Origin of the sequence: Novosphingobium aerophilum, from assembly GCF_014230305.1 — a bacterium.
Classification (GTDB): domain Bacteria; phylum Pseudomonadota; class Alphaproteobacteria; order Sphingomonadales; family Sphingomonadaceae; genus Novosphingobium; species Novosphingobium aerophilum.
Genome location: NZ_JACLAU010000001.1, coordinates 454,729 through 476,183, shown reverse-complemented (window position 1 = coordinate 476,183; position 21,455 = coordinate 454,729). Strand labels below are relative to the sequence as shown.

Sequence of the window (21,455 nt, the reverse complement as noted above, 5' to 3'; positions counted from 1 at the left end):
AGCTTGTTCAAGCAAGGAAATACAAGTTTCTGATCGATTGATCAGGAATCGCTATTGATCCCGGTCAGCGCAGAACGTCGCTGTCGTCGGCTTGGCGAAGCAGCCGCTCCGCGTCGCGCGGCAGCAGCCATCCGGCCGCAACCTGACGTGCTACGGCTGCGCGGACCTGTGCGAGGAAACCGTCACGGTTGCCATAGCGCTCCTCCAGCGATGGTCGGGGATCCGACTTCGCAAGACGCTCTTCCCGCGTCCGGGCGAAGGGCACGAACCCGCCGACGAAGCTGCAGCCCTTGCCGGCGTCGAACCCGCGGATCGTCTCGTTCCAACCCAGGTAGGTGCCCAGCGGCACCTGCAGCTGGACCGAAGCGATGCCGGCGGTCTCGTTCCCATCGCCGTTCACCCGCGGCACCAGTTGGCGGATCGTGCCCTGCTGGACCGGCGGCAGCGTCGTCAGGGAGCCGCTGACGTCGCGTCGGCGGAAGCCCCGGCCAAAGCGGTAATCGGGCATGGTATTGAGCATGCGGGCGGGATCGGGCGTGTCCGGGATCGCGGGCCAACCCATTGCGCGCGCCGTGGGCTCCACGAGGTCCCCGGCGGAGCGGGTGGGATAGACGCTCGGCTTGGGCGGGATCCCCTTGCTCACCCAGTCGACGAGCATCGCCTGCGCCGCATGCAGGCTCTCCAGGGATGGGTTGGGATTTGCAGCGAGACGGCAACCCGGCACCGCGCCATCCCCGGCCGGCTTGAACCCGCCGGTGTACGAGCCCCCGTGGGTCACGCTCGGGAAGTAGTACCGCCGGACATTGGCCGGCAGCGGCAGGTCGGCTGCCGCATCGGTGCCGACCAGACCGGGAGACATTCTCAGGCCCCAGAACTCCGCCGAGCCAAATGTCTCGATGATCTTGGGACAGGTGCCCGTGGCGTTGCAGCGGTCGAGCAGGCTGGTGGTCCCCAGCCCGCGCAAGCGGTCGTCATAGCGTGACCACCACAGGGCGCCCTCGCTACCCGGCTCGAAGGCCCTGGCCGCCCCGCCGGGAACTCCGAAGCGCAGGTTCAGCGGGACCTGCCTGGCCGCGATGTTCGGATTGATGCCGTCGAAGACGATACGGCCGGTCTCGTCGGCATTGAAGCCGAGATTGACGAAGCTCTTGAGGAAGTTGCCGGACTGGGAGGTTCCACTGGCAACGGTCCAGCGGATCTGTCGGGCAAGGCCGTCGGGATCATGGCGGAGATAGGCCACGAGGTCACGGGTCGCGGCAAATCCGATGCCGAGCACCAGCGGGTCCTTGCCGGTGTAGACAAGCGTGTAAGCACGCGCCGGATCGAACCCGCCCCGCAGGCACAGCGAATGCGGATCGGGTTTGCCGGGAAAGGGGCGGGTCGAGCAATCGGCGAACGCCCAGTCGGTGGCTGCGACCTGATGCCGCTCCTCCCGGCCCGGGGTTTGATAGAACAGCGTCGCCTTGCGGGTGTCGAGCGTGACCGGTTCGGGACGGGCAGTGGGCCGACCGATGCTGCCGGCGAGCGGAGCAGTCGACGTTCCTGCCGGCAGGTCCTGGAACCGCACCAGCACTGGTCCCGTCAAAGGACGACCGCCTGGCCCCTTGGCGATGGGGACGTTCGCGGTCTGGAGGGCGGGGTCCTTCGGAAGGTCACCCTGCCACCCGCTGACCAGCCGAACATGCCCGTCCGGATCGGCGCCGATCAGATAGTTTCCGCGATTGGGCACGTCGTAGAACAGGACGCCGCTGGCCTTGGTGGTGTCCACGGGGCGGGCCAAGCGAAAGGTCGCGCTGTATTCGACCAAGCCCTGCGCATTCCTTGGCACCTGGGCGATATCCGTGATCACGGTGTTGGCAGGCAGCTGCGGGTCGAGCGTGCCCTCGAAGTGTCCCGAGACGATCTCGTATTCGGGAGCGCCCTCGACCTTTGGTGCCGCCGTAGTGCCATCGATCACGATGCGCTCGACCTTTGCGGCAACTGAACCGGCTTGAGCCAGGGCGAGTGCCGCCGTGCTGCAGACCGCAGCGGTGCGCAGGTGCTTTGTCATCACTGCGCCGGCTCCTCGATCGGCAGGTCCAGCAGCTGGGCGCCAAGTGTCTTGCCGTGTGGATCCAGCGCCAACGAGCGCGTGACCCCGCCCGCAAGTGCGCCTTCGATGACGAAATTGAGGGCGCAGAGTCCGGGCAATTCGTAGCACGTGATACTGTCGATCGGCAGCGCGGGCAGATGCGCGGCGATCCGGCCGGCAGTGATTGCCCGCACCAGCAATGGATAAGCCTCGGGGCTTCGGGCGAACACGGCAATCTGAGCGGTATTGCCTTTATCGCCCGTGCGGACGTGGGCGATGTCACGAAGGATCATGTCAGGCGACCTCCATGATGACCTGGGGGCGGACGAGTTGACGCTCGATCAGCGTCGATGCCACAGCCAAAACCTTGCGAGCGGAGCGCGTGACCCCGCCTCCCCCCATGGGACCGTTGGTGTAGAGCGCTTCCACCTCGGCTCCGATCCGCTCGGCGCCGCCGAGCGTAGCCGAACGGCCTGCCACACGGACACGGACCTCACGCGGCGCTGTGCTCGAGTCATCACTGCGACGATCGACGGAATCGACCCCGATCAGGTCGAATTGCATGGCCGACGTGTCGGTGCCGTCCATCCGCAGGCGTTCGCGCACGATGTCGAGGGCCAGACGTCCGCGCTCGGCCGCGCCCGGTCCGGCGTACGAAATCTGCCCTTCCCCGCTGAAGCCGTCCTCGTAGCAGATCGAGACCTTGAGACTGCCGGGGCAAGGCCGGCCACGTGCTCCCTCCACCCGAACCCGATCCGGACCCAGGGGGGCAATGCGCGCACCGGTGAAGTCGGCGACCACATCGGCCTGGAGATAGGCGGCGGGATCGAGAATCTCGTAGAGCAGCTGCTCTTTGCAGGTGGCTTCCGTCAGCAGCCCACCCGCGCCTTCCAGCTTGGCGAAGGTCGCGCCGCCGTCCTGATCGACCTCGGCGAACGGGAAGCCCAGCCTGGCCAGGTCGGGAACGTCCTTGACGCCCGGATCAGCGAAATAGCCTCCGCACAGCTGCCCGGCGCATTCGAGCAGATGGCCGACCATGGTTCCCTGCCCCAACCGATCCCAGTCATCGAGCGACCAGCCGAAGGCATGCACCAGCGGAGCGAGGAACAGGGCCGGGTCGCAGACCCGGCCGGTCAGCACGCAATCGGCGCCAAGCGCCAGCGCATCGACGATCCCGCCAACGCCCATGTAGGCATTGGCGGATACCACGGCGCTGCCGAGGTCACAGCTCGTCCCCTCGCGATCGATCAGCGGATAGGGCCGGGCCATGATCAGGTCGAGCACGTCGTCGCCGACCACAGCGGCGGTACGATAGCCGGACAGGCCGAGCTCGCGGGCAATTCGGGTGGTCGCACGGGCAGCAGCCAGGGGATTTGCCGCACCCATGTTGCTGATCAGCCGCACGCCGCCGCGCGAGGCCAGTGGCAGCGCCGCGCGCATCCGGGCTTCGAGCAGAGGGTCGTAACCGCCATCGGGATCGAGCTGGCGCGCAGCCTGAGCGAGACCGATGGTCCGCTCGGCAAGGCATTCGAACGCGAGATAATCAAGTCCGGCATGCTCCAGCAGCGCGGTGGCCGGCTCGATCCGGTCGCCCGAGAAGCCCGCACCAGCTCCTATCCGGATGGGTCGCGTGGTCACGCGAGCACCCCCATGAGGACTGCAGCTGCGGTCATGACCAGCGATACTCCAAAGAGCCAAGGGATCGAGAAGCGCTGATGCGCGCCGAGTTCTATTCCGCTGAGTCCGGCGACCAGGAAGGTGGCAGGTGTCAGGGGGCTAACAGGAAACCCGGTGGTCATCTGACCGAGCAGCGCGGCTTGAGCGACCTTCACCGGCGCGACACCGAAATGGCCGGAGACCTCGGCGACCACCGGCAAGACACCGAAGTAGAAGCTGTCGGGATCGAACGCGAGACTGAGCGGCATGGCCAGAAATGCGAGCAGGACCGGGATGTGAGGACCAAGCCCGGTCGGAACGAGGGCCGTGCTGGCGACCGCGAGGGCCTTGATCATGCCCGTGCCATTGAGGATGCCGGTGAAGGCGCCTGCGGCCACCAGCACGCTGACCATCAGCATCGCGGTGGGCGCATGGGCCTCGATACGCGCACGCTGGGCTGCGGGATCGGGAAAGTTGATGACCAGGGCGAGCGCCGTGCCGAGCATGAATACCACGACCGGCTCGGCGAGTCCGCTGACCATCAGCGCGACGACCACGAGGGTGAGCAGCAGGTTCAGCGGGAGCAGGCGCGGCCGGACAAGGCCTGCGCCATGGCCCGCGTCAGCGCTGGCCGGGGCTGAGGCCGTGCCACCATCGTCCAGCTCATGGGCGGCGGAGGCAAGGGGCCGTAGGCCGAGCCGGCGCCGCTCGCGCAGGCCGAGGTACCATGAAGCGGCGAAGACGAAGACCAACCCTACGCTCTGGACCCCGATCAGCGGGGTGAAGATCTCGGTCACGGTCAGCTTGAGCGAGGCGGCAGCGCGCACCGTGGGTCCTGTCCAGGGGAGGAAGTTGACGCCGGCGGCCATCGAGGCGGTGCAGGCCAGCACGCGCCGATCCATGCCCAGTTCGTCGTAAATCGGACGCAGTGCCGGGATGGTAACAAGGAAGCAGACCGCGCCCGACCCATCGAGATGGATCAGCAGCGCCAAGGCGGCCGTCCCCAGGGTAATGCGTTCGGGCCGGCGCCCGACGAATGTCAGAATGGCACCAACCAGCGGAGCCAACAGCCCGACGTCCGTCATGATCCCGAAGAACAGGATGGCGAACACGAACATGCCGGCGATCGGCGCAATCTGACCGATCCCCTTGATGACATAGCCCGGCATGGCACTCGCCTCGCCCAGCGTTAGTGCGGCAAGGGCCGGGATGAGGATCAGTGCGACGACGGGTGAGACACGGTTCGACAGGATTGCCGCGAGCAGGAGCACCAGCGTTGCCGAAGCAACCACGACCAGCATGTTACCCAACTCCCCCCACCTGACCGGCGCCGAGCCCGTTCATGCCGCAAGTGCATCGATCCAACAATTAGACTTACCTGATCGATTGATCAGAATTTTGCATCGACCGCGGCGCTCAGCAGCAATCGCCGGAACGCCTCTGCGGCCGGCGCCAGGGTTCGGTCGGCCAGGGTGCAGATCCCGATCGTGCGTGATGCGACGGGCGGTTCGGTGTTGCGCCAGGCCATGGGCTTGCCAACCGCCATCAGGGGCAAGGTGCTGCGGGGAAGCAAGGATACGCCAAGGCCTTCGCCAATCAGACCGCCAACCGTCGCCAGTTGCGCACACTCGAAGCGCGGACTCGCCTGGAGGCCCGTCGAAGTGAAGATGCTGTCGGTCATCATCCTGACGCTGCTGCGTGGTTCCATGGCGATGAAGGGCCGTCGCTCGAACTCCGACCAGGGTGCCGGATCGGCGATGTCGTCCGCATCCTCTGGCCGGCACACCAGGACATAGTCGTCTTCGAACATCGGCTCGAAACGGATCGCCGTGTTGGCGGCGGGGGGAATGGTAATGGACAGATCGATCGACCGATCCTGCAGGTTCTGCAACAGGCCGCCGGTCAGGTTCTCCCGGATGATGACTTCGACCTGGGACCGTCCGCTCATAAACTTGGCGATCGCCCGCGGCAGGAATTCAGCTGCGACCGAGGGCAGTGCACCGATGACCACGCGGCCACGTTCCCCACTGAATGTCTGGTCAAGCTCGCGGAAGGCCAGGTCAAAATCGGCGGTAAGCCGTTCGACGATCGGCACCAGTGCAGCCCCTGCCGCCGTGAGCATCACGTTGCGGGAATTGCGATCGAACAGCCGAACGTTGAGGTCTTCCTCAAGCAGCTTGATCGTTCTGCTGAGAGCCGGCTGAGACAGGTTCGCAAGGCGGGCTGTTTCGCTGAAGCTGCAGGTGCGAGCGACCTGCAGAAACAGCCTGAGACTGGTCATGCTTGGAGTGCGGGCCATATGCCTTTTCCTAAGGGCACCAGCGCCATCGGATCTCGCGTTTGGCGCAAGTGGGTGACGATGAGCAAGAGCTTAGCCAAATCGCACTCAGCTGCCTCCACAGCGCGGTTGCTCCAGTGGTCAGTTTCAGGCGTTGGAGCGGCAATCCACCAGAAACGAGGGCTGGCGGCTGATCGCCTAGGACAGACAGGTAGCCTCTGACTTCGCCAGTAGCAAAAGACAGTAACCGCTTTCGGCAGCAAGCAGGCGAGAGGTTGGCTACCTTGAACAACGAAGCGTAGTCGGCGGCTGCCAAACCTGCATCCAGGGCCGACATTTGGGCGGCAGCACCGAAGCCTAGCTCACCTCAACGCGCCCATTCTCATTCGAGCGGGTGGAGTGCCGAACCGCTCGCCCCGACTGTTGAAATCGGACCGAAGCGGGCGATGCACCGGCCAGTCACCCGCGACTGACATCCGCATCGAATTGTCAGAATTCCAGTTGTTGTTCAGCTTCTTGATCCGCATCGGCTTTGCCTCGAGCCATGGTCCAAGCGGTTCACAACGTCTGGACCAGAGCGCGCCATGGCCGAAATCTGCGGGTTTGCATCGGCACCCCTGGTGCATCAGGTGTACCCCTTCCCCCGCACCCCTTTCCATCGTTCCGCTTCGTGTGCCTGGAGGTGGGAAGCATCGCGCCGCCGGTCGTTCCGTGCGCATCCTCTGGCGCGCTGGCCGAGTGCCGACGGGTCAGCGCGAACCGGGCCGGGCTCGTGCAGACCGGGCACCCCGTCGTCCGTTTCTTCGACCAACAGGGCGCCACCGGCAGCGAGGCCGAGGCGCTTGCGGATATCGGCGGGCAGGCTCATCCGGCCGTTGGGCGTGATCGTCACTTGCACGGTCATGATCGAGCTCCGTCGTGCCTTAAAATTTGTCTGATGGCTCTCATGGAGTCATATGGCACATTTGCTAGAACATGTCACATCGACTGTTTTCTGCCATATGTGCCCGATCTACCTTGGGCGGCGCCCCATCTACCCTATGCGGTGAGTGCCCATTGCTCGTGCTTCCCGTTAGGCTTTCCGACGGAGCAAGGATGTGAGCCGGTGGGGGTCATGAAGCTGCGGTTTGAGTTCACCATTCCGGACCGCACGCCCCAGTCGAACACCGCGCAGCCCGATGAACGATCGGCAGCGGAGCTGGCGAACAAGATCTACCGCTTCCGCCGCCGGCGCGCCGCCGTGCTTGGAGGGCTGTCGAACCTGTTCGGGGAGCCCGCCTGGGACATGCTGCTCGACCTCTACACGGCGCGGATCGCATTGCAGAGGGTATCGGTGACCAGCCTGTGCATTGCCGCTGACGTACCGCCGACCACGGCGCTGCGCTGGATCGCGCTCTTGGAAAGCGAGGGACTGATCGAGCGCTACCCTGATCCCAGTGACCGGCGCCGGACCTACATCAGGCTCAATGACAAGATGACCGCGGCCATGACCCGTTTGCTCAGTGGCTGATCGGCCTGTTTGCTACTCCGGTCCGACACGGTCGATCATGTCCATGAAGTCGCGCGCCGCCTCTTGGTCGGCCTCATCCTTGAAGGCGATGTCGAGGTCGGGGGACCCGCCCAGCATGTAGAGCAGGCTCCACAAGGCAAAGCGGCGCGGCCGGTCCCGTTCGAGCCCGAGGTCGACCCGCATCTTCTCGATGCCAGCGGTCAAGGCATCAGCCGTCACGGCCTCGAGGTCGGAGGTCCCGAAGTAGCGTCGAAGCTGATCGTCGAAGTCCATGTCCGGGTCCTGCTGCGTTATGCGCGCGGGGTGGCGGCTTTCGGCGGACATGTCAAAGCGCTGCGATCCATCTGCGGGATCCTGGCCAGCCGATCCCCCGCGCCCAGCTGCCGATCACAGATGCCCCAGAGGATGCCAGCACTGAGGGTCGCAAAGTTCCAGCGCGAGAGCTGATACGTGGTGTGCTCCAAGGCATGCGACAGCCCGGCATCATCGTGGGCCACGGCCCAATCGAGTGGCGATGACGCAAAGACATGGGGGAAGACCGCCTGGCCGTGCCGGTAGCTCTGGCGGAGCAGCTCCTGCGTCGGCTTGCCGAAGTATTCGGCGAACTCCCAGAACCGCTCGATGCCGACACCGGTCATGTACCTGGCGGCAAACAGCCCATGGTCCTCGCACCAGCGGACTGTCAGCATGCGCCAGACCATCAACGATGCGGTGTCCTCTGCCAGCAGGGCGATGGCCGCCGCACTTCCCTCCCCCGCAGACAGGAGGCTGGCCTCTCCCTTGCCCAGCCACCGCGCGTAGGTCGGGAGGAGGTCGGTCTCGAGGTGGAGAGCATAGCGCGTGTCCACCAGATCGTAGCGCAGCAGGTCGAGCTGAGCCTCGTAGTCGCCGATGGCCTCGTCACTCAGCAGGGCGGATGCAGAGCGCCCGAGCATATGGCTGAACTCGATCGGCCGTCGGTCAGTGGTCCACTTGTAGACGGGCGGGCCATAGACCTGCTGCATGCTCCCGACCCGAGCCAGGGCCTCGCGCAGGTCTTCGGCCGCGCGGTTCGCCAGCAGGCTGCGCACCGCGCGGGTGATGGTCACGCTGGCTTGTTCGATCGTCGCAGTGAAGGCCCCCTCCCCCTCGCCGACAGGGTCGAGTACGGCGAACGGCGTCAGGCCGGCGCGGAAACTCCTCAGCGCGGTTTCGAGCTGAAGGGCATCAGAAATGGTTACACCCAGATCGACAAGGGACGCCATGCGTTCAGCTGGAACACATTCGGAGCCGCAGGAAATCTCGTCGTCGCCGATGCTCTGTCCAGGCAATGGATGATCCCCACATTACGCGCCCCACTATCACGGAAGATCATCTCGCGCAGCCCTGCGGTCGACCCAATGCTGGTCCGTTCCCGGTGGGAAAAAGGCGGCGCAAGGGGTCAGGAGGCCCTCGGGATTGCGGGCTGGCAACATAACCCGCTCCAGAGGTGCGTCAGACAATTGTCAGACACTTTTGTTGTTAAACACCAGATACTTGCCGAACTCATCAATTTTGTCAGACAGATGTCTGACAAGGGGTCGGGCCGATTAATCCAATTTCGTCAACAGCTTGCGCCTCACGGGCACCGTGTTGGGTGTACCCTCTCCACCAGGCACTCCATGCTTGCCCACCTGGCTCACCTGATGGCTGACTCACGCGCCGACTGGTGCTGAACAGGTCCTGTCGCGCCATGGCGCGAAACAGGCCTTAGGGCCCCCTTTGAGTCCCGCCCCAGGCAGGCGTAATGCCAACTCAGCGGATTACGGAAACGGTGACGCCTGCAACATCGGCTACGGCGCGCCACTGCTTGTCCGCGGTGAGCGCTGGCAATCCGTCACGCCGCGCCAGTGCCAGGCAAAACCGGTCACCAAGCGAAAGTCCCGCCTCCGCCGTCACCGCACGCAGTCGCCCCGCAATCGTCGCCAAGGCCTGATCAGCTTCGACGATCGTGACGGGCAGAGGGCGAAGCATCGCGTCGACCTGGTCGGCGGGCATGCCAGCGTGAATGAAATGGCTCACCACCTCTGCATAGTTCACGCTCGACATGCGTGCCTCGGCAATGGCTTCGGCGACCTTTGCAGCGCCCGGCTCATCCCTCAACAGAGCAAGGAGCGCCGAGGCATCGAGGACCACGTCGCTCATTCGCCAGAGTCCTCACGACGGCGCGAGAGAAAAGCATCGACGGAGGCTTCTGGCATGTCGCCAGTGTAGTGTCTCGCCAGCGCCTGAGCATGGGCGATCGACTGCGCAACGGTGCGCAGGATCACACCATCCGGTGTCTCTTCGACCAGCAAGGCACCACCTCCAGCAAGGCCCAGGCGCTTGCGGATATCGGCGGGCAGGCTCATCCGGCCATTGGGCGTGATGGTCACTTGCACAGTCATGCTCGCGCTCCGCTATGCCTCATGATTCGTCATGTGGCCTCTATCGGATGATATGGCATGTTTGAGAATGCATGTCACACGCCTCCGGTTGTGACATTAAACTCCACTTGCCCACCCTTTCGCCACTCGATCTTCGCGGACGGTGGGCGCCCCAGTCGAGCGCCGCGGATGTCAGAGCCATCGGCGGGCGGCGCACCGACCGGGTGAACACGATGTCGGCGGCTTGAAGGCGTTCAGTGCCTGCTTGAAAAAGGGGTACACCTAACACGGTGTCCATGAGGCCTAAGGCTCTGCTTTGTAATGCGAAAACCGGTAGACCCCCCTGGGAACAATTGTCGCACAGGAAACGGCAGAGCTCGCTATCCCGTTGGATTTGCGGGATAACCTTGTGCGACAATTGTTCCCGGACGGGTCCGAGCATGTCCTGCCCCATCGGGCCAGATGGCCAGGCAATCGACCGGCAGACCAGCCAGCACGAACAGATGGCATGGGAGCTCCTCCGAACAGCCATGGAGCTGAAGGGGGCCTGACCTCGCCGAGAAGGTGAAGGGGTCGGACTGTGGTCATGGTCGCCGGGTCGATCATGACCGACGACCGCCCTTGGCTAGCTGCTTGGATGAACCGTGCTACCCCTAGTTCAACCCACTGCGGGTAGCGCGCCACTTGGCCGCGGGCTTGGGGCCCATTCTCCTGCCCAGCCCGTTGCTGGCTGCGTCCAGCCCCAGGGCCCGGACGCGATCGACCAGCATGTCATGGTAATCCGTACTCACCATCGTCCACGTGGGTTTGCCGGCGCGCAGGATGATGACCTTGTCGTGCCCGCTGCGGGCGGCGACAGCGGCGGGCTTGTGGCGCAGATGCTCGACCGCGATGCGGACAGTCCGGCGAGGATAGCCTGCGCAGCGGCTTAGGCGGATCGGCATATGGAATCCTTTCCATGCTGATGCAGGGTTGGTTGCCCGAGGTTGGCGGGCGCTATGCGCCCGCCCGCTCGGCCTGCCTGTCATCGCCACCCGGCTTGTCCCCACGCTCCGCAGCTTGGTAGAAATCCAGCAGTGCCGATGACCGTCCCATCTGATCGAGTTCTGCCGGGGTGCGATTGCGGTCCTCGTGGGTGAACACCTCGCAACGCAGTGCCGCGGGGTCCGCTACTCCGATGAATGCGTACCAGTGTCCGGCCGTGGCAAAATCGGGGACGGTGCGGAGCATGACATGCACCTCGTCACTGACTTCGGCGACCATCCGCATCGTCGTGCGATCCTTGGTGCTCACGTCGATCACCATCACGTCGAAGCCGACCGACAGGTCACGGACTGACGCCTCGAGGCACTGGAGCGCAACCGGCCCGCGTTCGATCAGCGGCTCATGGTTCAGCGTGAGGCGTCCTTCGTCGGTGACAGATAGGTAGCTCGGCCGGCTGAAGGGAAAGCACATCAGCGCCGCCCGGGGAAAGGGGCTTCGCCCCCACCGAGCTTCGCAAAGCGGCCGGAAAAGCTGCCGCGAATCCTCGATCTGGTGGAAACCCGCGATCGACAGGTCTCTGCGCAACTGCCGGTTCTGACACAGATCGACCGCCAGGACCCGTTGCCCCTCGCTCCGTGCTTTGAGGGCGAGCTCTGCCGCCGTGAGCGACACGCCGGTGCCGCCGCAGACACTTTGAACCGAGATCACTTGCATGTCGTTTACTCCTGCTGAAGCGCGATGAGCGCGGGTCTATGTGAGGGCTTGGGGGCTATTCGGCGCACTACCCCGCCGACTGGCGCCAGCGCTGGGCAAGGCGGTCGACCGCCCCTGGCAAGGTGTCCGACAGCGGCGGCTCGAACGACACCATTTCGGGACAGACCAGTACCTTCAACAGGAGGCCTGCCCTGTCGATCCAGTCGACATGGAGGCATGGGTCGGCCGCTTCTGGTGCAAGAAGCACCCGGACCTGCGATTCCGCCGGGCACAGCATGCCGAATATCGCCGCGTCGGAGCCTCCAAGGTCGATCACCGCGCGATCGTAATAGTGGCCCAGCCAGGCGTTCCAGCGCTGTTGGGTCCTGTTCCTCCTGTCCCGGTATGTGCCGGCCAGTTCTGAAAGCGAGGGCCCTCCCCTCGTCTGCTCCGCGAGCGACAGGATGCCTGCCCGCGGATAGCTGCGGTTCCTCCACTTCCGGCCGCACCACGGTGTCACTAGATCGCGGATATCTCCCAGATGCTCGAACCCGTGTGGCTCGAGGTCGCGCGCTAGGTCCCGTGTCGGCGATGTGTCGATCGCGAGGACCCGGTCGCCGGCAGCCTGAGCACAAAGCAGCAGGTCCGCGGCCTTCAAGGTGACCCCGCACCCCGGCGCCGGCGAAATCACCCCGATCACCTCCATCGGGTACCATGCGCTGACCGACCGGTGACGGCGCGGCGGACGGGCTGGTGCCAAGCGGATGTTGCCCTCCCCTGCCCTGAGCCTGGTCATGAGCCGACCACCTGGAGCCGGCCATCGATCACATCGAAGCGCCACCGGGCCTGGGTGTCGTGGTTGTTCCCCTGCTTGTCCCGCAGGGTGATGGTCATCTCGCAGTTTTCGCCGGGGTCGGGCGCAGCAGGTGCGCAGCTGATGTTGCGGACCTTCGTCAGCGTCGCCTTAGACAGGGCACGCGCTTCGGCCGCCTCCGCCCGCAGGTCACGCGCAGCCTCGTCATGCCCGTCGGCGACACGGTTGGGCTCGTTCGCCTTGCCAAGCGAGGCGGCGATCCGCCGCGCCATCGCAGCGCTGCGATCCCAGTCTTCGGCCTTCGCGTCGAGGTCATCTGCCCGCGCGGCCTGTGCCGCCTGGATCCTCGGCCAGTTGGCCTTGGCAGCCTGCTCGTAATCGGACGTGGATTTGCCGCAGGCGGTCAGCGCCAGGCAAAAAGCGATCGCAGCACTGTACCGTAACATCCCGCCTCCCATCGCAACGCTGGAGGCGGACCGGCCCGAGCCGGGTGTTGGAAACCCTGCGTAGTCACAAGGCGCCGCCGCTTGTGGGATAGCTGCTGCCCCTGTTGGCCAAGCAGGGGTATCCTTTCGTGTCACGACGGACGGAAAGGATGAGACATGCCAAAGAAGATCACAGCGGTCGGGTACTCGGCGGCGATGGCTCGCGCCGAGGCGGAGCCGGCTCGCGCACGGTTCTGGGTGGGGCTCGACGTTGGGCTGAGGAACACGGCGGTCTGCGTCGTCGACGCCGACGGGGCGGTCGTGCACCAGATGTCGATGAAGAGCGATGCGACCGAGATCGGCCGGTATCTGCGCAAGAACTTCAAGTCGCACGTGTCGATGATCGGCATGGAAACGGGCAGCCTGTCGCCGCATCTGGCTGCGCAGTTGCGTCGTCAGGGCTTCCCGGTGGCGGTGCTCGATGCGCTCCAGGTGCACCGGGTGCTATCGATCAAGCGCAACAAGACCGACACCAACGACGCACGCGGGATCGCCGAGATCACCCGCTCGGGCCGGGAGTATCTGACCGAGGTCTACGTCAAGTCCAGCCTGAGCTTCGAGATCAGGGCCTATCTCATCATGCGCGATCGCTTGGTGAAGCAGCGGCGGGAGACCGAGGCCATGATCCGCGGCCTGGTCCGTGTCTATGGCGGACGGATCGAGGGCGGAACCGAAAGCCCGGCGACCTATCGCAGTCGCGCGATCGACCAGATGTGCCTGATTGCCGATCGGGAAAACATCGATCTGCGGCCCAGGGTCCTGCCATTGCTCGACCTGTGCCAGAGCTTTTATGACGAGGCCCAGCGCATCGAGCGCGAACTCGACCTGTTGGCTGCGGCCAATCCGGTCTGCCGGCGCTTCATGGAAATCCCGGGCGTTGGCACCATCACGGCGCTGTCGTTCTTCAGCGCCATCGAGGACCCCCACCGCTTCCGCCATGTCGAGGATGTCGCGGCCTATCTTGGCCTCACCCCGCGGGTGTACCAGTCGGGAGACAGCCTGACCCATGGCAGCGTGAGCAAGATGGGCAATCAGATGACCCGCACACACCTGGTCTCGGCGGCGACGGTCATGCTGTCGAACACGAAGTCCTTCAGCACGCTGAAGGACTGGGGGCTGCGGCTCAGCAAACGGGTCGGGTTCAACAAGGCCAAGGTGGCCCTCGCGCGCAAGCTGGCGATCGTCATGCTCAGCCTGTGGCGCGATGGCACCCACTTCATGGCGAAGGCGGCGAATGTGGAGGCGCATCGCGAGCTGATGCGTCGTCAGGCGGCCGTGTAGGCCGGCCTGGTCCGAGCAAGGAGCCAGATCAAGAAGCCAGATCAAGGAGAATGCGAGACAGGTTCACGGGTTCGGCGCGCAAGGGCGCCGGCAGAGTCCTCCCGGGAGGCGGAGGGATCGGAGACTCCGGGTCTAAAGTTGAGGTGGCGACAACCTCGTGCCGCTTGTTGGAGCTCCCCCCTTTGCAGGTGAATACCCATAATGAGGCAGGCGTTGGCCCCATGGGCCCGGCAAGGCGCCTGACCACGAAGAGACTGTTGCACTCCGGGACGGACAATCTGGACTTGCCGCGCTCAGCAAAGGAGCACACCATGCTGACGCTCTGAATTGCGGATACCCCTGCGCGAGGGGGCAGCAGCTAGAGACTTTAGGCGGAACCTTGGACATGCGCGACGGCCACCCGGCCGAACTAGGTTCGACCGGCGACTACGATTGTGAGGTTTCCACGCCTCACCCTCGGGACTGACCGAGGGATTTGTTGGATAGATGCCTCAGTCGGGGGAAGGTTACAAGTAGGGTTATGTGGTTCGGCTATCTCGTCGGAATGCAAAAAGTTAAGCGCCCAATGACGTGATGGGGTGGACGGCCCTCGCACAGAGATAGGTATGTAATGGTGCGGTTGTAGGAAGCCACGTCTCGAGGAGTCGCCCATGCCCCAGGAGATCGCTGTAACTGGCCTCGATCTGGCCAAGAATGTGTTCCAGGTTCACGCCATCGCCGATGATGGCAGTCTGGTTGTGCGCCGGTAGCTTCGACGTGTAGAGAATCTGAAGTTCTTCGCGAAGCTGAAGCGGTCATGCCTTGTCGGGATCGTAGCTTGTGCATCGGTCTATTACTGGGGCCGGGAGATCGGCGCGCTCGGTCATGAAGTCTGTCTCACGCCACCAGCGTTTGTGAAGCCCTACGTCAAGTTCGGCAAGACGGCGATCTGCGAGGCCGTGGCCAGGTCGACTATGCGCTTTGTCGCGGTGAAGTCGGACAGCGCCAGGTGGTGTTGATGCTGCACAAGACCTGCGATCTTCTGGTTCGACAGCGGACCATGGCCGTGAGAAGTCAAGAGTCACGCCGTTGATGTAGGCCCATACATCCAAGTCCCGGCTGATGAATTGGATAATGATAATCCCTTTAATTATATGAAGGCCGGATACGCCCCTGGCGCTGCCGTCAGAGCGGCTGGATCATTCCGTTGGGTCCCCCTGGATGTGCAGGAGCATCGCCGCAAACAGATCGATCTGATCGCGCGAGTAGGCCTGCAGCCGGCTTTCCAGCATGGCGGACAGACTGGTGCGAAACTGGGCCGTGACCTGCTGGCCCAGCGGCGTCAGTTGCAACAGCGAACGACGCCGGTCGTCGCCGGCCCGGGCCGTGATCAGCCCGGCGTCGGTCAGGCGGGCGAGCTCCGCCGTGACCAGGCTCCGCCCGATGCGCAGCAGTTCGGCCAGGTCCTTGGGATAGGTCACCCCGCGGTCGATCACGCTCAGGATGAAGGCCCCCCGGGGGCCCAGATCGAAGCGCTCGGTGATCGCCCTGCCCGCGGCGTTGATCGGTCGCTGCGCGAAGACCAGCCCTGCCAGGATGCGCGACAGCAGCGCAGGATCGAGCCTGTCCGCGTCGCGCGGGGCGCTGTCCGTGCGGCTCAGCAGGTGCTGGAGCAGCGCATCGCGGCGGTCTTGCGTCATGCGCGTGAAGTCCCGGGTCGGTTGCGCGCTCTCCTAGCAAGCCCGCAGGCCACGGCAAGCCGAACCTGCGCCATGCTCCGGCCCGGAGGCTCCGCTAAGGCCTCGGCGGCGGCGCTTGCGGCGCGGCCTGGATGATTTCGAGCGCAAAGCCCTCGGGGTCGGCGGTGTGCAGCACGCGGTAGCCCTTGGGATCGCCGCTTGGCATGGTGTGCGTCAGCTTGCGGCGATCGAGCTGGGCGATCACCGCGGCCAGGTCGGTCACGCGCAGCACTAGGCGGTTGAATCCTCCGCCCGGCGTCGGCGCCCGGCGGGCGGCGGGATCGGTCTCATGCTGCAGGATCAGGGTGGATGGCGCGCCGGAGCCGGCAAAGCGCAGGATGTATTCCCGGCTGGTGCCATGCGCCACCGTCGTCGCCAGGGTCAGGCCGAAGACGTCGCGGTAGAACGCCAGTTCGCGCTCGGGATCGGCAACGCTGAACACCACCCCGACCAGCGCCGGGGGCGCGATCGGCGGCTCTGCCCGGACAGGGGCCGACAGCGACACGGCGGCCAGTCCGGCCAGCGAAAGGGCGGCGTGCCTGCCGGTCATGCCACGATCTCGCCGATCGACTTGCCGGTGGTCATGCTCTGGGTTCCCCAGGTGTCGATCGACACCCCCATGATCTGCTGCAGGGTCAGCCCGACGCGGCTGACCGGGGTGCCCTGGCCATCGACGTAGAGCCCGGTCCTGACCCGCCCGCCGGCGCTGCCTGCGGTCATCATCGGGATGTTGTCGATCGTGTGGAACTTGGCAAACTCGGTTTCCGAGTGGGCAAACACCAGCGTGTTGTCGAGCAGCGTGCGTGGCCCTTCCTGGATCCGGTCGAGCGCCCCGACGAAGTAGACCCAGGCTTCCATGATGCGGTTGAGGAAGTAGCTGGCCTCGGGCTGGTAGCCGAGCCGGTTGTCCAGTGCCTCCTCATGCGTGAGCTGGTGATGCGTGATCGTGCTGCCGATCCGCGTCAGCGACGAGGCCCCGTTGTTGAACATCATGTTGAACACGCGGGTCTGGTCGCAGGCGAGCGCCATGACCAGCAGGTCGGTCATCAGCGCGTGATTGGCCACCGCGGTCTCGATCTCGGCATTGACCGGGCGTTCCCGGACCGCCCGCGGGACGATGCAGGCGGGCATCGGTTCGGGCTTGGTCAGCTCCACCGCGAGCTGGTTCTCGAGCTGGCGGACCGAGGTGAAGTACTGGTCGAGCTTCTGGCGGTCCGCCGCACCGACCGCACTCACCAGCGCCTTGCGCTGTTCGCCGACCGCGGACAGGACGCTGCGCCGCGCCATGACCACCGGATCGGGAACGAAGGTGGCGCTGTTCGGGTCCTGGAAGCCGGTGCCGAACAGGCGCTGGTACAGGGCGCTGGCCGATGTCTCGGACGGGTTGAGGTTGCCGCCGCCGCGGCCGCTCAACGAATTGCGCGCGTCGCCCGCCGCCGACATCTCGAGGCTGCGGAAGCGGGTCCGCGTGCCGATCCGGTCGCCGATCGCCACGTCGAAGGATTCGCCCGGCAAGCCGCGCTCGGCGGTCAAGGCGCGCCCGGTTCGGATCGCCGCGCCCCCGGAGGAGTGCGGCAGATTGGGCGCTCCGTCCAGCATCACGTTGAAGTTGCCGAGAATGTTGATCTTGTGCGCGAAGGGGCGGATCGGTGCCAGTTCGGGCTTCAGATCGTATCCGGGCCCGGCCTTGTCCGGGAACCAGCGGTTCGGGTTGACCCCCAGCCCCCAGAACCAGGTGCCGAAGCGCACCGGCACGGGGCTGCCGGTGGCGGCCATGGCCTCGCCGTTGATGTCGAGGAACGCGTCCAGCAGCGGCACCCCGACGGTGATCGCAGCCCCGTTGAGCATGCCGCGCAGGGCTGAGCGGCGGGTCAGATCCATAGCCATCGTCGTCCTCCTTGACCTTACCGCCGCCGCGTCCGCGCGGCCGGTCCCGACAGGGGGACAGGTTGCACGGCATAGGCCTCGGGCATGGTGACCACATCCAGGAAAAGCTGACGGATGCGGAAGTTCTGGGCCGAAAAGCGGTCCGTCAGCCCGTCGATCCGGGTCGCATCCTCGACCGGCTTGCCGGTCGCGTATTCCAGCGCGCGGGACGCGACACAGGTGGTCGTGTCCCGGCTGGCGGCAAGCGCCCGGCCCAGCCCCGCTGCGCCTTCGAAGACGGTGCCATCCATGCTGCCGGTGGCGTCGATCGGGGCGCCGTTCTCGACCGCACGCCGGGATCCGATCCCGTCGAACCGCTCCAGGGTGAGCCCGATCGGATCGGTTATCGCATGACAGCCCGAGCAGACCGGGTCGGTGTTGTGGGCGGTCAGGCGGATGCGCGCCGTGGGCATGGCGCGGTTGGTGGTGTCCTGCACCGCGGTGAAATTGACATTGCCCGGCGGGTTGGGAACCGGCTGGCACATCAGCAGCTCGCGCACGGCGCGGCCGCGCAGGGTCGGCGAACTGCGCCCCGAATGCGAATACATCGCCAGGAATCCGGCCTGGCCAAGCAGACCGGCGCGGTCACTGCCCTCGGGAAACTCGTAGGGCACCCAGCCCTGCGAGCGGCTGACCGGCACCTGGTACAGGGCCCCGAGCGGCCGGTTCATCCAGGTCCGCCGGGTGGTGAACAGATCGCGGTAGTCCCCGTCGCGGGTCACCAGGTGATCGGTGATGGTCCGCAGCATCTGCTCGGGCAAGGCCTGGGCGATGGCCTGGTTGAAGTAGGGATAGACCACCGGGTCCTTCGCCAGTTCGTCAAACCGTTCGAACAGCAGCATATCGGCGAAGAAGGCGCGGACGCCGTTCTCGAACCGCGGCGAGGCGACCATCCGTTCGGCCGTCGACCGCAGCTGGACCGGATCGCGCAGCCGTCCGCCGGCGGCGGCATCGAGCAAGGCGGCATTGGGCGTGGTGTTCCACAGCGTGTAGCTGAGCCGGGCCGCGCGCGAATAGTCGTCGAGGCTCAGGCGGCCGAGCGCGGCAGGGTCCGGCTCGGCCCGTTCCACCACGTAGAGGAAGTGGGGCGACACCAGCATCGCGGCCAGCGCCAGTTCGAGCCCTTTTTCGAACGAGGCGCCCGCCGGCGCGGTGCGTTCGGCCAGACCGGCGTAGAAGGCGCTTTCGTCCGGCGTCAGCGGTCGCCGGAACAGGAGCCGGCCCAGCCGGTCGAGTGTCGGGCGAATGCAGCCGGCGGTGACGGCCTCGCCGGCCCCCGCAGGGCAGGTGACGAACTGGGCGCGCCGCGCCGGGTCAAAGACCTGCGCGGCGATCTGCCGGGCCATGGCATCGAACTGCTCGATCCCGGCGGGGGAAATGCTGGCCGCCCGTGCCCCGCTCGCGATCAGTTCGTGGGCGGGCCGGACGATCGGTTCGAAGCGGCCCGAAACGCGAATGTCGGTGCCGAAGATATCGGCAATGCTGTTGCGGTACTGGGCCTCGGTGAGCCGGCGCATGCCGATGATGCGCAGATCGCTGGCGGCCGCCGGATCGGCCGTCCGCGCGACGGGGGCCGCGTCCACCGGAAAGCCGGCCCGGATCGAACCGGCCGCCGCCATGCCGGCCACGGCAAGGACAAGGGCATGAAGGACGCGGCGGGTCATTGGGCCATGGCTCCGCTGGCTTGGGGCAGATCGTTCACGAAGGCCGGCACGGCCGTCACCCGCATCGCGCTGGACACGCCGGTGCACTTGCCGGTCTTGCGGTCGCGCAGGCCGTCGGCATGCTTGAGCAGGGTCCCGAGCATGCCAGCGCAGTCGATTCCCGCCGTGGTCGCCGCGCCCACCCCGCCGATCGACGGGCTCTGGATCACCTCGAAGGCCGGACGATAGCCGCCGAGCAGCCCTTCGAGACGACCGTCCGGGCGGAACACCAGCCTCAGCCGCGCGCGGTGGTAGGTGTAGCGCGAGCGGGACCCGCGGATATCGCGCGCCCCGCCCTGCCCCCAGGTCTGCGCCAGGACGATGTCGGTCGGCTCGGTCGTCAGCACGCCCTTGTTGATATGCCCCTTGAGCACGTTGCGATGGCGCGGTCCGCTGGCGTTCACGGTGAAGCTGGCCCCGGCCAGGAAATGCCCCTTGGTGTCGACGGGGGGACGATCGGCGGTGTTGGCATAGATCACCTCGACATCGTCATCCCGGTCGAAGCTGTCGATCCCGCGCAGCAGGATCACCTGCGTCCATTCTCCCGACGCGTGGAACTGGCGCAGGCCGCTGGCGATGTCGCCGGCGATGCCATCCTTGCCCCGCCATTCCAGGGTGCAGCCCATCACCCGGTATTCCTGGTTGTCGATGCCCATTTCCCCGGCAGGCGACGTGAACTCCTGGTGCCCGCAGGTGTCGCCCGCCGCGCCGCCGTCAAGGTTCAGCCCCTGGGCGGTCGCGCTCTGCACGGTGGGCAGCAAGGGGCGCCGGAACCGGTCGGGTTGCGAACAGATGTTGGTGTTGCCCGGCCCCACCGCGACCGCCTGCCAGCGCTTGGTGAACTCGGGCTCGTTCTCCTTGAGCGACAACCGGGCTCGCTCCGCCTCGGGCAGGGAGGCCAGGTACTGCTCCTTGAGCTTGGGAACCGTGCCCTCGGGACAGGCGTCCTTGCCTTGCACCACCGGGGGGGCGAACTCCTCGACGACGAAACCCAGCTCCCCGTTGGCGGGCGGCGGCGGCAGGTCCGGGGTGCTCTGGGCGACAGCGGTCGGCCGCGTGGCCGGGGTCAGCGCGAGGAACCCGGCGAGCGCTGCGACAAGGCCGGTCAGCACGGTCAGGCTGGTCGATGTGAGGCGGGTCACGGCAGGGCTCCGTCAGGGTTGCAGCGGGCTGGCGCCGGTCGGCAGCGCCGACAGGTCGGTCCCCTCGGCGACGAACACCGGCTGCCCGCGCCAGAGCCAGCGCGGGGCATCACCGGATTGATCGACGGTCCATTCTCCGGTTCCGGTGCTGGCCATCGGTGCCGGGAACGGGGTCCAGTGGCAGGCGTCGCCGCAAGACCCCGAAAACAGGAGATGGCCCGCAGCATCGGCCAGCCGATAGGCCCCGCCGATAAACCGGACGGTCACCATGGGCGGTGCCGAGAGCCGGGGTTTGGGCGGGACATGTTTCAGGGTGTTCCAGGTCCGCTCTTCGGCCCCGTCAAAGGCGGTCGAGCCGCTGTCGGCCCCGCGCCGGACATAGACCATGTGCCAGCCCTTGAAGACCCATTGCGGGCCATCCGGGCCGGCGATGATGGTCCAGTCGGGCGCGGACTGGGGCAGGACATAGCCCGGCGCGGTGCGGGGCAGTCCATCGGCCGGGAACCGGATGTTCGGGGTGCTGCCGGGCGGCGCGCGGAGAGGTTCCCAGGTCCGGCGGCAGGCGCCCTGGCAATATTGCGCGGCATCCGGTGACCAGCGCAAGACCGTGCGCATGTCCATCCCGTAGAGGACGCGGCCCTGGCGGTCGGTGTAGACGGCCTGCCCTTCGTCCGCGCGGACCACCACCTCGGACGGCAGCGGCGAACCGTCAGCGGGCACCAACGGGAAGTCGGCTGGCTGGGCCACGGACCTGGTGGCCGGCGCAGTGACGGCCAGCAGCAGGCCCACTGTCATGACCAAGCGGGCCAT

At 66.0% G+C, this 21,455-nt stretch carries 22 protein-coding genes and 1 pseudogene; 3 read left to right on the top strand and 20 right to left on the bottom strand.

Features of this window, described 5'->3' with window-relative positions; translation table 11 throughout:
• Positions 1–64: 64 nt before the first annotated feature.
• The 6 genes from H7F49_RS02145 to H7F49_RS19445 all read right to left on the bottom strand — a co-directional run bounded on the left by H7F49_RS02145 (position 65) and on the right by H7F49_RS19445 (position 6,909).
• On the bottom strand, positions 65–2,050 hold the full coding sequence (locus H7F49_RS02145) for an alpha/beta hydrolase domain-containing protein (protein ID WP_185681891.1): 1,986 nt from the start codon (positions 2,048–2,050) through the stop codon (positions 65–67).
• Complete coding sequence (locus H7F49_RS02140) at positions 2,050–2,364, bottom strand: AtuA-related protein (RefSeq protein WP_185681890.1); 315 nt, start codon at positions 2,362–2,364, stop codon at positions 2,050–2,052. The genes H7F49_RS02145 and H7F49_RS02140 overlap by 1 nt, the downstream gene beginning before the upstream one ends.
• Position 2,365: 1 nt before the next feature.
• Entirely contained in the window at positions 2,366–3,709 is a 1,344-nt protein-coding gene (locus H7F49_RS02135) for an acyclic terpene utilization AtuA family protein (RefSeq protein ID WP_185681889.1), read from the bottom strand.
• Positions 3,706–5,028 carry a CitMHS family transporter gene (locus H7F49_RS02130; protein WP_185681888.1) on the bottom strand — a complete coding sequence of 441 codons (1,323 nt, stop codon included), beginning with the start codon at positions 5,026–5,028 and terminating at the stop codon, positions 3,706–3,708. The genes H7F49_RS02135 and H7F49_RS02130 overlap by 4 nt, the downstream gene beginning before the upstream one ends.
• An 89-nt stretch (positions 5,029–5,117) precedes the next feature.
• The gene (locus H7F49_RS02125; RefSeq protein ID WP_185681887.1) at positions 5,118–6,008 is read right to left on the bottom strand and encodes a LysR family transcriptional regulator; all 891 of its coding nucleotides are present in this window, start codon (positions 6,006–6,008) and stop codon (positions 5,118–5,120) included.
• Between the two features lie 622 nt (positions 6,009–6,630).
• Positions 6,631–6,909, bottom strand: coding sequence for an AbrB/MazE/SpoVT family DNA-binding domain-containing protein (locus H7F49_RS19445; protein ID WP_235981540.1), 279 nt, complete (start codon positions 6,907–6,909; stop codon positions 6,631–6,633).
• Positions 6,910–7,119: 210 nt separating this feature from the next.
• Here H7F49_RS19445 and H7F49_RS02115 point away from each other — a divergent pair, with 210 nt between their 5' ends.
• The gene (locus H7F49_RS02115; protein WP_235981538.1) at positions 7,120–7,515 is read left to right on the top strand and encodes a MarR family transcriptional regulator; all 396 of its coding nucleotides are present in this window, start codon (positions 7,120–7,122) and stop codon (positions 7,513–7,515) included.
• A gap of 12 nt (positions 7,516–7,527) precedes the next feature.
• On the opposite strand, the gene H7F49_RS02110 is transcribed toward H7F49_RS02115, so the two are convergent.
• The 8 genes from H7F49_RS02110 to H7F49_RS02075 all read right to left on the bottom strand — a co-directional run bounded on the left by H7F49_RS02110 (position 7,528) and on the right by H7F49_RS02075 (position 12,848).
• Positions 7,528–7,788, bottom strand: coding sequence for a hypothetical protein (locus H7F49_RS02110; protein WP_185681940.1), 261 nt, complete (start codon positions 7,786–7,788; stop codon positions 7,528–7,530).
• A gap of 17 nt (positions 7,789–7,805) precedes the next feature.
• On the bottom strand, positions 7,806–8,759 hold the full coding sequence (locus H7F49_RS02105; RefSeq protein ID WP_185681885.1) for a hypothetical protein: 954 nt from the start codon (positions 8,757–8,759) through the stop codon (positions 7,806–7,808).
• Between the two features lie 529 nt (positions 8,760–9,288).
• On the bottom strand, positions 9,289–9,678 hold the full coding sequence (locus tag H7F49_RS02100; RefSeq protein ID WP_185681884.1) for a type II toxin-antitoxin system VapC family toxin: 390 nt from the start codon (positions 9,676–9,678) through the stop codon (positions 9,289–9,291).
• A complete protein-coding gene (locus H7F49_RS02095; protein WP_185681883.1) occupies positions 9,675–9,920 on the bottom strand; it encodes an AbrB/MazE/SpoVT family DNA-binding domain-containing protein in 246 nt (81 codons plus the stop codon). Before H7F49_RS02095 ends, H7F49_RS02100 begins: the two co-directional genes overlap by 4 nt.
• A gap of 632 nt (positions 9,921–10,552) precedes the next feature.
• Positions 10,553–10,843 (bottom strand): hypothetical protein, encoded by a 291-nt coding sequence (locus H7F49_RS02090; RefSeq protein ID WP_185681882.1) that lies wholly within the window; start codon positions 10,841–10,843, stop codon positions 10,553–10,555.
• Between the two features lie 52 nt (positions 10,844–10,895).
• Positions 10,896–11,597 carry a cellulose synthase operon protein YhjQ/BcsQ gene (locus H7F49_RS02085; RefSeq protein WP_185681881.1) on the bottom strand — a complete coding sequence of 234 codons (702 nt, stop codon included), beginning with the start codon at positions 11,595–11,597 and terminating at the stop codon, positions 10,896–10,898.
• A gap of 67 nt (positions 11,598–11,664) precedes the next feature.
• On the bottom strand, positions 11,665–12,372 hold the full coding sequence (locus H7F49_RS02080; protein WP_185681880.1) for a hypothetical protein: 708 nt from the start codon (positions 12,370–12,372) through the stop codon (positions 11,665–11,667).
• Positions 12,369–12,848, bottom strand: a complete 480-nt coding sequence (locus tag H7F49_RS02075; protein ID WP_185681879.1) for a hypothetical protein — start codon at positions 12,846–12,848, stop codon at positions 12,369–12,371. The genes H7F49_RS02080 and H7F49_RS02075 overlap by 4 nt, the downstream gene beginning before the upstream one ends.
• Before the next feature lie 144 nt (positions 12,849–12,992).
• On the opposite strand from H7F49_RS02075, the gene H7F49_RS02070 reads away from it, so the two are divergent.
• Together H7F49_RS02070 and H7F49_RS19440 are read left to right on the top strand one after the other, a co-directional pair.
• A complete protein-coding gene (locus H7F49_RS02070; RefSeq protein WP_185681878.1) occupies positions 12,993–14,156 on the top strand; it encodes an IS110 family RNA-guided transposase in 1,164 nt (387 codons plus the stop codon).
• 650 nt (positions 14,157–14,806) lie between these two features.
• Positions 14,807–15,204, top strand: a pseudogene (locus H7F49_RS19440) (IS110 family transposase); the annotation flags it as partial.
• Between the two features lie 130 nt (positions 15,205–15,334).
• Here H7F49_RS19440 and H7F49_RS02065 read toward each other — a convergent pair.
• From H7F49_RS02065 to H7F49_RS02040, 6 genes are all read right to left on the bottom strand, one after another.
• Positions 15,335–15,835 (bottom strand): MarR family winged helix-turn-helix transcriptional regulator, encoded by a 501-nt coding sequence (locus H7F49_RS02065; RefSeq protein ID WP_185681877.1) that lies wholly within the window; start codon positions 15,833–15,835, stop codon positions 15,335–15,337.
• Between the two features lie 94 nt (positions 15,836–15,929).
• The gene (locus tag H7F49_RS02060) at positions 15,930–16,424 is read right to left on the bottom strand and encodes a VOC family protein (RefSeq protein WP_185681876.1); all 495 of its coding nucleotides are present in this window, start codon (positions 16,422–16,424) and stop codon (positions 15,930–15,932) included.
• Positions 16,421–17,761: a DUF1552 domain-containing protein gene (locus H7F49_RS02055; RefSeq protein ID WP_185681875.1), complete on the bottom strand. Its 1,341-nt coding sequence runs from the start codon at positions 17,759–17,761 to the stop codon at positions 16,421–16,423. Before H7F49_RS02055 ends, H7F49_RS02060 begins: the two co-directional genes overlap by 4 nt.
• Before the next feature lie 17 nt (positions 17,762–17,778).
• Entirely contained in the window at positions 17,779–19,464 is a 1,686-nt protein-coding gene (locus H7F49_RS02050) for a DUF1592 domain-containing protein (protein ID WP_185681874.1), read from the bottom strand.
• On the bottom strand, positions 19,461–20,645 hold the full coding sequence (locus H7F49_RS02045; protein WP_328806452.1) for a hypothetical protein: 1,185 nt from the start codon (positions 20,643–20,645) through the stop codon (positions 19,461–19,463). The genes H7F49_RS02050 and H7F49_RS02045 overlap by 4 nt, the downstream gene beginning before the upstream one ends.
• 12 nt (positions 20,646–20,657) lie before the next feature.
• Positions 20,658–21,455, bottom strand: coding sequence for a hypothetical protein (locus tag H7F49_RS02040; protein WP_185681873.1), 798 nt, complete (start codon positions 21,453–21,455; stop codon positions 20,658–20,660).